This is a genomic window from Halobacillus sp. BBL2006 (assembly GCF_000786645.1).
Lineage (GTDB): Bacteria > Bacillota > Bacilli > Bacillales > Halobacillaceae > Halobacillus.
The window spans coordinates 1-2,125 of sequence record NZ_JRNX01000192.1 but is presented as its reverse complement, the minus strand read 5'-3'; the positions used below and the strand labels follow the sequence as shown (position 1 = coordinate 2,125).

Here is a 2,125-nt window from a genome sequence, read left to right as displayed (position 1 = left end):
CAGCGCCCGCCCACGGAAAGCGAGTGATTTCCCGGACCTCCTTTTTCTATCCAAGGCAACGGAAACATGAAAAAGTCTCAAAACTGAGTTTTCATCAATCGGGAGCTTTATGGGAATAAGAAAAATTTCAAGAATAGTAATTAGATTCTTTGAGAAAAGGGAAAAGTACTAGGCTTATCGAATTTAGTTAAAAGAACAGAGAAGGAGGTTCTTTTCGATGAAAACCGTACTAATTACCGGAGCATCCAGCGGTTTTGGTTACATGACCGCGTTAAAATGTGCAGAAAAAGGATTCCGTGTCATCGCAACGATGAGAAATTTGGATAAAGCGAAAGTATATGAAACAGAGTCAATAGATGAAGAGGTGAAAAAAAGAATTGAGATCTGGCAGTTGGATGTTACAGACGCCATTTCCTTAGCCCATTTCCAAGAAAGGCTCACTGAGATCGACCGTGTTGATGTACTTGTCAATAATGCCGGTTTTGCTATCGGTGGTTTTGTGGAACAAGTACCATTGGAGGCTTATCGTCGCCAATTTGAAACCAACTTTTTCGGAGTGATTAGTGTCACGAAGGCCGTACTTCCGGTTATGAGAAAACAAAAGAGCGGGAAAATCCTGAACGTCAGCAGTGTCAGTGGGCTGATCGGTTTCCCTGGGCTGTCCGCCTATGTGTCTTCCAAGCATGCATTGGAAGGATTATCTGAAAGCTTGCGTTTGGAAGTAAAACCTTTTGGAATTGATGTCGCTTTGATTGAACCAGGATCCTATCAAACGAACATATGGAATTCAGGAATGGAGCTGCCGAATGCGGTTTACAACCCAGAGTCACCGTATGCCGAGTACGTTAAGGGCTTATGGAAGGCACTGAATCGCGAATCACACGGGGACCCTCAGCAGGTGGCCGCACTGATGTCAAAACTCGCAGAGAAAGAGAAAATCAGAAAACTGCGTTATCCAATCGGAGCAGGGGTGCGGATGAATCTATTCTTAAAGAGAATCCTTCCGTGGTCCTGGCTGGAAAGAATGGTATTAAAAAATCTACTCTCCTGACTTTCAGAGAACAGGAGACCATTATAAAGGAGAGGAAGTCATGACAATCGCGAATGTCTTAAAAGGGGCGGAACCGATTCGTTTTAAAGGAAATGAGGTCGGAATTCTCGTTTCCCATGGTTTTACAGGTACAACACAAAGTATGAGACCCCTTGCTGAAGCTTATGCTAGGGCCGGTTACACCGTTTCCGCACCAAGATTGAAAGGTCACGGAACAACACCGGAAGATATGGAGATGTCAAGCAACAAGGATTGGGTTGAATCCATAGATGAAGCTTACAACTGGTTAAAAGAACGGTGTGAAGTTGTGTTTGCTGTCGGCTTATCGATGGGAGGTACACTGGCTCTTCACGTTGCCCAAACCTACCCTGATATTGAAGGGGTTATCCCGATCAACGCAGCTATCGAAATTCCAGCGATGGAAAATACAGAAGCGATGGAAGGCCGGTTTATTGATGCGATTGGTTCCGACATTAAAAAAGAGGGAGTGGAAGAGCTGGCTTATGAACGGACCCCTGTTCGTTCCATCAATCAACTCCTTGATTTAATGGAGCAGGTGAAAACCAAACTTTCCAGCATTCATTGTCCAATTCTTGTTTTTGTTTCTGATGAAGATCACGTCGTTCCTCCGCACAACTCTGAAATGATCTTTGATACCGTTTTTTCTGAGCATAAAGAAATCGTGCACTTAGAAAACAGCTACCATGTGGCAACGTTGGATAACGATCAAGATTTGATCATTGAGCGGAGTCTTGAGTTCTTTCAAATGTATACAAAGACGAAGTGAAAAACAAAGGAGCCATGTGGGAAAGGCCAGTATAGAGGGATTTCCCGGGCAATAAAAAGTTTTGAAATTCATTTGCTTTTCTACTATAATAGAAAACAAATCAAGAAAAGTAACGGTATAAAGCCTTCAAGGGGAGCCTTCCGGCTGAGAGTGAACATGGTTCAGACCCTTCGAACCTGTCAGTTAATACTGGCGTAGGGATGGTGGCTTTTTTGATGGTTGAGCAACGCTTAACGGGAACCTCCATCAGGAAGCTTCCCCATAGGTGTTGCTTTTTTTGTGTCTTT

General features: G+C 43.7%; 2 protein-coding genes and 1 riboswitch. Both genes read left to right on the top strand.

Annotated elements, in window-relative coordinates:
* Window positions 1-217: 217 nt before the first annotated feature.
* Window positions 218-1,051 (top strand): SDR family oxidoreductase, encoded by an 834-nt coding sequence (locus LD39_RS06805; protein ID WP_035544389.1) that lies wholly within the window; start codon window positions 218-220, stop codon window positions 1,049-1,051.
* A gap of 40 nt (window positions 1,052-1,091) precedes the next feature.
* On the top strand, window positions 1,092-1,838 hold the full coding sequence (locus LD39_RS06800; RefSeq protein ID WP_035544386.1) for a carboxylesterase: 747 nt from the start codon (window positions 1,092-1,094) through the stop codon (window positions 1,836-1,838).
* Window positions 1,839-1,957: 119 nt separating this feature from the next.
* Window positions 1,958-2,056, top strand: a riboswitch (TPP riboswitch).
* Window positions 2,057-2,125 lie beyond the last annotated feature (69 nt).

Excerpts from the sequence above, each read along its gene's own strand:
- LD39_RS06805 (WP_035544389.1), top strand. The coding sequence starts at position 218 with ATGAAAACCGTACTAATTACCGGAGCATCCAGCGGTTTTGGTTACATG.
- LD39_RS06800 (WP_035544386.1), top strand. The coding sequence starts at position 1,092 with ATGACAATCGCGAATGTCTTAAAAGGGGCGGAACCGATTCGTTTTAAA.